This window comes from Microcystis sp. 0824 (genome assembly GCF_003112475.1).
GTDB lineage: Bacteria > Cyanobacteriota > Cyanobacteriia > Cyanobacteriales > Microcystaceae > Microcystis > Microcystis aeruginosa_C.
Genome location: NZ_BDSM01000011.1, coordinates 1 through 7258, shown reverse-complemented (window position 1 = coordinate 7258; position 7258 = coordinate 1). Strand labels below are relative to the sequence as shown.

At 44.6% G+C, this 7258-nt stretch carries 5 protein-coding genes and 1 pseudogene; 5 read left to right on the top strand and 1 reads right to left on the bottom strand.

The annotated features are described in order from the left end of the window. The 5 genes and pseudogenes from N0824_RS21840 to N0824_RS04730 form a co-directional block, all read left to right on the top strand. Nucleotides 1–155: pseudogene (locus N0824_RS21840) on the top strand (RNA-directed DNA polymerase); the annotation flags it as partial. A gap of 191 nt (nt 156–346) precedes the next feature. Then, the gene (locus N0824_RS04745) at nt 347–1474 is read left to right on the top strand and encodes an aldo/keto reductase (RefSeq protein ID WP_108935912.1); all 1128 of its coding nucleotides are present in this window, start codon (nt 347–349) and stop codon (nt 1472–1474) included. A 132-nt stretch (nt 1475–1606) separates the two neighbouring features. Continuing rightward, nucleotides 1607–2686 carry a class II fructose-bisphosphate aldolase gene (gene fba, locus N0824_RS04740; RefSeq protein WP_002744497.1) on the top strand — a complete coding sequence of 360 codons (1080 nt, stop codon included), beginning with the start codon at nt 1607–1609 and terminating at the stop codon, nt 2684–2686. 191 nt (nt 2687–2877) lie between these two features. Beyond that, complete coding sequence (ctpA, locus tag N0824_RS04735; RefSeq protein WP_004160889.1) at nt 2878–4116, top strand: carboxyl-terminal processing protease CtpA; 1239 nt, start codon at nt 2878–2880, stop codon at nt 4114–4116. A gap of 278 nt (nt 4117–4394) precedes the next feature. Continuing rightward, a complete protein-coding gene (locus N0824_RS04730) occupies nt 4395–5699 on the top strand; it encodes an ABC transporter substrate-binding protein (protein WP_108935911.1) in 1305 nt (434 codons plus the stop codon). A 690-nt stretch (nt 5700–6389) separates the two neighbouring features. Here N0824_RS04730 and N0824_RS04725 read toward each other — a convergent pair. Next, the coding region (locus N0824_RS04725) for a transposase (RefSeq protein ID WP_146184259.1) at nt 6390–7258 on the bottom strand (869 nt) is incomplete at its 5' end.

The window sequence follows — 7258 nt, the reverse complement described above, 5'->3', positions numbered from 1 at the left end:
AAAGGATGAGTATAAAAACCTTCAAATACTACACCGCCACTGTCACGACGAAAAATCAGCTTCCGATGGAAGCCTCGATATAACCACAAGGAAATTATCACAGGCAACCACAGAGAAGTCAAGCGGTATCCTTAACAAGGGAACAGTCAAACTAGGAGCCGTGTGAGGTGAAAGTCTCACGCACGGTTCTGAATGGGAGGGGAGGTCGGTGACGACCTTCTCGACCCCTAATTATCCTATTATTGTGATTTAATTAAATTAGGTCGAGGTCTAATACCTACCTACTTAACTGGTAACTGGCAACTGGTAACTGGTAACTGATAACTGATAACTGATAACTGAATCAATGCGTTATCGACGATTTGGCCGCACTAATTGGCAATTTTCGCTGTTTTCCCTGGGGACAATGCGCTGTTTGTCCTCAGAGTCGGTATTTGCCGCAACACTCGATCGCGCCTTAGAATTGGGGATTAATCACCTAGAAACGGCCAGAGGTTACGGTAATAGCGAAGTTTTTCTCGGTCGCTATCTGCAGCGTCAAGGAGTGCGGGAGCGGGTTTATCTGACCACGAAATTGGTCCCCACTCCCGATCGCCAAACTATGGAAAAAGCGATCGCCGAATCCCTAGAACGATTACAATTAAATCACCTCGATTGTCTAGCAATTCACGGTATTAACACCCTCGAACATTTAAACTGGATTAAAGACCCGCAAGGCTGCATGAAAGCCGTTTTTATGGCCCAAGAAGCCGGAAAAATCGGTCATATTGGCTTTTCTACCCATGCACCCCTAGAAATTATTCTCGAGACGATCAATACAGATTTCTTCGCTTTTGTCAATATCCATTACTATTTTTTTTGGCAAAGACAGCAACCGGCGATCGCTTTAGCCAGAGCAAAGGACATGGGTGTGTTTATTATTTCCCCTGCTGATAAGGGAGGTGGTCTCCACAGACCTCCTAAGAAGCTAGAGGAATTATGCGCCCCTTTTTCACCCCTAGAGCTAAATTATCGCTTTTTATTGAGCGATCCGCGCATTACTACCCTCAGCGTCGGGGCAGCGATACCAGAGGAATTAGAGGCAATTATTAACGTATGCGAACGAGATCAGCCCTTAGATGCGGCAGAAATTGCCGTTTTTAACCGTTTAGAGGCACATTTAACCGATAAATTGGCTACAGATTTATGTAGCCAATGTTATCAATGTTTACCCTGTCCTGAAAATATTAATATCCCCGAAGTGTTGAGACTGCGGAATCTGGCAGTAGCTTACGAAATGACTGATTTTGGCCAGTATCGCTATCGAATGCTGGAAAATGCTGGTCATTGGTTCCCCGGAAGCAAGGCGAATAATTGTACTGAATGTGGTGATTGTTTACCTCGCTGCCCGGAAAAATTGCCGATTCCCCAGCTGCTATTTAATACACACGAACTACTTAAGGGACCAGCGCAACGGAGATTGTGGTCATCTTAGGACGAAACCTAGAAAAATTTTTTTTGGGGATCGTCAAAGTGTAAAAACTATCTTAAGATTAACAGGTAAGAGAATTAACTTTCTTGAATTTAAAGAGACAAAAAACAAGAAATAGATTAAGGAGTAAAGGATATGGCACTCGTCCCCATGCGGTTATTGTTGGATCACGCGGCTGAGAACGGATATGGCATCCCCGCTTTTAACGTAAATAATATGGAGCAGATCCAAGCGATCATGCAAGCGGCGGCAGCCACCGACAGCCCCGTTATCCTACAAGCTTCTCGCGGTGCGCGCAAATATGCAGGGGAAAACTTCCTGCGTCACCTGATCACCGCCGCGGTGGAAACCTATCCTCATATCCCCATCGTGATGCACCAAGATCACGGTAACGAACCCGCCACCTGCTACTCGGCGATCCGTAACGGTTTCACCAGTGTTATGATGGATGGTTCCTTAGAAGCGGATGCTAAAACTCCCGCCACCTACGAGTACAACGTTAACGTTACTGCTGAAGTAGTAAAAGTTGCCCACTCGATCGGTGCTAGTGTGGAAGGGGAACTCGGTTGTTTAGGTTCCCTAGAAACCGGTAAAGGAGAAGCAGAAGACGGTCACGGTTTTGAGGGAGAATTAGATCACTCGATGCTGTTAACCGATCCCGATGAGGCGGTGGATTTCGTCGAAAGAACCCAAGTAGATGCTTTAGCAGTAGCCATTGGTACTAGCCACGGCGCTTACAAATTTACCCGCAAACCCACCGGCGAAATTCTCGCTATTAGCCGCATTGAAGAAATTCATAACCGCTTACCCAATACTCACTTGGTCATGCACGGTTCTTCCTCGGTTCCCGAAGATCTCCTCGAATTAATCAACCAATTCGGTGGCGCTATCCCTGAAACCTACGGTGTTCCCGTGGAAGAAATCCAAAAAGGCATCAAGAGTGGTGTGCGTAAAATCAATATCGACACCGATTGCCGTTTAGCAATTACCGCCGCAGTTCGGGAAGCGCTATTTAGCAACCCGAAAGAGTTTGATCCCCGTTTCTTCCTGAAACCCTCGATCACATACATGCAGAAAGTTTGTGCCGATCGCTATCAACAATTTGGTACCGCCGGCAACGCCAGCAAAATCAAACAAATGTCCCTCGATGACTACGCAGCCAAATATGCTAAAGGGCAATTAACCCAAGTCAGCAAAAAAGTTGTGGCTGTCTAGTAGCTGAACAATTAAGCGATCGCTTAATGGCACCAATTTAGCAGGATTTTTTGGGGTAGTTAACCATAACTACCCTCTTTTTTATGGGAATGCCTTCAAGGGAAAGAGTTACCAGATAAGAATCGATTTCAGAGAAAAGACTATACTGAAAATAATCAGCAGATCAGCACTGGATTTATAAGAGAAGCAAGATGAGAAAAAAATCGTTGTGGGCGGGATTATTGGTGGGATTTTGGTTTTGTCTAACTTGGATGGCATGGACACCCACAGCAGCCGCCTTTAGCGAAGAACAAAAATTGCTACTGCAATCTTGGCGATTAGTCAACCAATCCTATTATGATGACACCTTTAATCATCAAAACTGGTGGCAGGTGCGGGAACAATTCATCAAAAAACCCCTCAACGATCGGACGGCGGCCTATAATGCGATCGAACAGATGTTAGCCACTCTCGATGAACCCTTTACCCGTCTCTTGCGACCGGATCAATACCATAACCTACAAATTAGCACCACGGGGGAATTATCGGGGGTAGGACTGCAAATTAATATCAATCCCGACAATGGTTACTTAGAAGTGGTTGCCCCCCTTGCCGGTTCTCCTGCTGAGGCCGCTGGTTTAACTAGCCACGATCGCATTTTGTTTATTGATGGCATCGATACCACTACTTTAACCCTCGATGCAGCAGCAGCCAAAATGCGCGGGACAGCCGGAACAGAAGTTTCCTTAGTCATTCTTCCCTATCAAAAAAGTCAACCAAAAACCCTATCTTTAACCCGTCAACGCATTTCTTTAAGTCCAGTGGTGGCGGTTTTGGATAAAAATTCTAGTTCCTTGCCCATCGGTTATGTGCGCTTAAATCAATTTAGTGCTAACGCTGCCAAAGAAGTCTCGGAAGCAGTGACGAATTTACAAAAACAAGGAGCCAAGGGTTATATTTTGGATCTAAGAAATAACCCCGGTGGTTTACTGCAAGCTGGCATAGAAATCGCTCGGATGTGGATTAATCAGGGAACGATTGTTTATACGGTTAATCGCGAGGGAATTGCCGATAGTTTTGCCGCTTCTGGCAATGCTTTAACCGACTCGCCTTTAGTCGTTTTAGTCAATCAGGGAACCGCCAGCGCCAGCGAGATTTTAGCTGGAGCATTACAGGACAATCAACGGGGGGTTTTAGTGGGAGAAAAGACTTTTGGTAAGGGATTAATTCAGTCCCTATTCGAGTTACCCGATGGGGCAGGATTAGCGATTACCGTGGCTAAATATGAAACTCCTGCCCATCATGATATTCATAAGTTAGGAATTATGCCGGATCAAGTGGTGGCACAGGAACCGATCACCTATGAGGAAATTGGCACCGAAAAAGATAGTCAATACCAAACCGCGATTCAGTTTTTAAACCAGAACACCGTTTTAGCCAAAGCTTCCTAAGGGGGTTTACTGAAAAAGTTTGTTGGTGGGGCAGGATTCAGGAGATTATTTTTACTTATTATCCCCACTACCCCGCTCCCTGCTCCCCACTTCATAATTCATAATTCATAATTTATAATTCCCACGGCATAAATCGAACAAATTAGCCATTTTTTCCATCAATATCTAAATTAAGATGAAAACCTGTTTGATTTGGAGAGAATGCTAACATCGATTAGAATTTTCCCAGTCAGGGTTTTTCAGCCTTGCAACCTTAACTCATCCTTGATTTTACTGCCATGCAGAGATATATTCGATCGCCCCTAGCCCTAACCCTGAGCATCAGCCTCTTAGCTAATTTTTTAACCGCTTGTAATAATGCCCAAACCCCCGATAACACTGCCTCTAGTCCCACCACCACTGCCCCCGGTGATCAAGGCTTAAAATTAGGAGCATTACTGCCCATTACCGGAGATTTAGCCGCTATTGGTCAAAATATGCCCGAAGCAGCCGCCCTAGCGGTAGAGACTATCAATGCCTGTGGTGGAGTCAATGGCAAACCCGTCACCCTGGTGAAAGAAGATGACCAAACCGATCCCGCCGCCGGTGCTTCAGCGATGACGAAACTAGCGGAGGTGGATAAAGTAGCTGGTGTGATCGGTTCCTTTGCCAGTAGTGTATCGGGAGCAGCCGTCGATGTGGCGGTGAGAAAGAAAGTTATGTTAGTCTCTCCGGGTAGCACCAGTCCTGTATTTACTGACAGGGCGAAAAAAGGCGATTTTAAAGGTTTTTGGGCGCGGACGGCTCCCCCAGACACCTACCAAGCTCAAGCTTTAGCGGTCCTAGCTAAGAAAAAGGGTTTTCAAGATGTGGCCACCGTCGTGATCAATAACGATTATGGAGTCGGATTTGAGCGGGAATTCGTGAGTGCTTTCGATAAATTAGGCGGCACGATCACTAATAAGCAGAATCCCGTCCGTTATGACCCGAAAGCTGCCACTCTCGATAGTGAAGCGGCGGCTGCCTTCGCTAACCAACCGGATGCTGTAGCGGCAGTCCTTTACGCTGAAACGGGTAGTTTATTACTACAAGCGGCCTATAAACAGGGATTGACCAAAGGAGTTACTGTCCTCCTCACCGATGGGGTTTATTCGGAAGATTTCACCAAACAGGTGGGGAAAGGAACCGATGGTAAGTCAATTATTGCCGGCGCCCTAGGCACTGTCCCCGGGGCTGACGGTCAAGCTTTAAGCGCTTTTACTAGCCTCTGGAAAGAAAAAACTGGCAAGGATGTCACTGCTTTTGTTCCCCATACTTGGGACGCGGCGATTTTATTGATGTTAGCGGCTGAGGCGGCTAAATCTAACACTGGTGAAGGGATTCAAAGCAAGATTCGTGAGGTGGCTAATGGCCCCGGGACGGAAGTAACCGATGCTTGTCAAGCCATGGAAATGATTCGCAAAGGCGAGGATATTAACTATCAGGGGGCCAGTGGTAATGTGGATATCGACGAAAATGGCGATGTGGTCGGTAGTTACGATGTCTGGACTGTTAAGGATGACGGGACTCTCAAGGTTATTGATAAGGTGACACCTAATCAGTAATCAGTAATCAGTGATCAGTAATCAATAATCAGGAGGCAAAAGGCAAAAGGCAAAAGGCAGGAGGCAAAAGGCAGGAGGCAAAAGGCAGCTTTATTCTCCCCACACCCCCGCTCCTCTCTCCCCTCAACACCCACGAAGTCCGTTGACAGCAGCATACTTTGTGCTTTTTGTCAAAAAAACTTTTTTTTTGTAATAAAACTACACAAAAAAAAGATCATCGTTGTGGGTGAAATTGACTCATTTACCCGTCTTGATTAGGATTACCTTCTAGCTGTGGCAAGGGTTTCAAGCGTTGCTGTCCAAAAAAGCACAAGATAGGCCATTATGAAATCCAGTAAAATCGCTGTAACCATCGTAACATCGTTGTTAAATAAAAATCTTTCTCAATTAATTCTTAAGAATTTGTAAATATTGCGGAATGTTAATTTAAATATTCTCAAGTTTTTGGATTCAATACATAATTTTTGCTTATCGTTGTCGAACATTGGGTTAGGAGTAATACTAAATCCGGTTATTAAAAACTGATTATTTATTCCCCTTTTTGCATGAGTGCATGAGTAGAAAACAGGTTTCTCCGAGAAACCCGTTTTCTGTGCGTTACTCAACGGATTTAGTATAACTGGACTTCCCCGTTGACAAAAAGCCATAACCTCTGCTGTAGGAGGGATTAAGAGAATTTCCAGCGCCCCGTTACTGGGTACAAATCAGGGAAACTCCCAATAAATCTAACGCTTTTTGTTGCAGTTGAGTCGGTCGAGTTATCTTAGAAAAACGATAACTTCCCTCCCTAATCGTACATTCCACTGTATTCAAGCAAATTGTCCCCAGGTCTTCCAACAAAGTCCGAAAACTATGCACAGGGAGGTTCTCTTGATTCCGTTTTTTTCTCTCTTTAGATTGAGCGGATTCACTCCGATTGGCTTTAATCACATTCAGAGAACTATCATCAATTTCTTCATCCTCAAATAATAAAGGAGCCAAGGACTGTTTTAAATGCCATTCCACATAATAAGCCAACATACATAAAAAGATATGAGCCTTGACTCTATCACCCTTATAATGATAGATAGGACGTACCTTTAAATCAATTGACTTATAACAGCGAAATGCCTCCTCCACTTGAGATAAACTTTTATAAGCTTTAACCGTCGTCGCTGCATCCATCAAGGTGGACTCCAGAGAAGTTCTTAACACATACACACCATCCAAGGCCGTTTCTTGAGCGATTAATTCCAGCTTCCGTTGATAGGAAAAACCTTCTTCTGTTATCTCTAAGTTATAGTATTTATTGACTTGAAACTGATTAAGAACCTTGCCCACTCTCAAAGCTATCTTATCTTGACCCTTTAAAGCTCTTTTCTCCCTTTGAGTCGCCTGAACAATCAAATCTAGTTCCTTCTCTGTTGCCTCTAATAATGCCTCTCTTTGTTGTTGATTTTTCTGGGCAATGAAGGGATTCCGACAAGCAATTAATCTTTCGTCGGGATAATCTTCGCTCTCAAATTCCACCAAGTTTACCTGATCAAATAATCCTAATTGAATCACTTCTACCTCAGCCA

What these genes read in the sequence shown, in the direction of transcription:
- ctpA (WP_004160889.1), top strand. Translation starts at nt 2,878, where the DNA reads ATGAGAAAAAAATCGTTGTGGGCGGGATTATTGGTGGGATTTTGGTTT.
- N0824_RS04745 (WP_108935912.1), top strand. Translation starts at nt 347, where the DNA reads ATGCGTTATCGACGATTTGGCCGCACTAATTGGCAATTTTCGCTGTTT.
- fba (WP_002744497.1), top strand. Translation starts at nt 1,607, where the DNA reads ATGGCACTCGTCCCCATGCGGTTATTGTTGGATCACGCGGCTGAGAAC.
- N0824_RS04730 (WP_108935911.1), top strand. Translation starts at nt 4,395, where the DNA reads ATGCAGAGATATATTCGATCGCCCCTAGCCCTAACCCTGAGCATCAGC.